A 261-nucleotide genomic window follows, 5' to 3' on the forward strand; every position below is an offset into this window, starting at 1 on the left:
CTCAAGGCTTTTGCTCCGGCTATTTTGTGGGTGGATATTCCCAATGCCCTTATTTTTCCGGCTTCCTTGGCTTTAAGCAGGTATTCGATTGCAGGATAATGTCCTCTTATGGTATGTATGCTTTCCTGCTCATGCAGTAGAAAAATGTCAATGTAGTCTGTTCCGATTTCCTTCATTGCCTTGTGGAGACTATTCTCGGCCATTTCTTCAGTATAAGCATAAGTTTTGGTTGAGATGGTATAGTCGGTTCTCTTTATGCTT

1 protein-coding gene is annotated in these 261 nt (G+C 41.8%); it reads right to left on the minus strand.

Going from position 1 to position 261, the window contains the following annotated elements; genetic code table 11:
* Positions 1–261: aldo/keto reductase (locus ACKX14_RS16080; RefSeq protein ID WP_422449423.1), on the minus strand; the 261-nt coding region annotated here is incomplete at both ends.

The organism is Thermorhabdus hydrogeniformans (assembly GCF_049310025.1).
In the GTDB taxonomy this organism is placed as follows: domain Bacteria; phylum Bacillota; class Thermosediminibacteria; order Thermosediminibacterales; family Tepidanaerobacteraceae; genus JBJYKD01.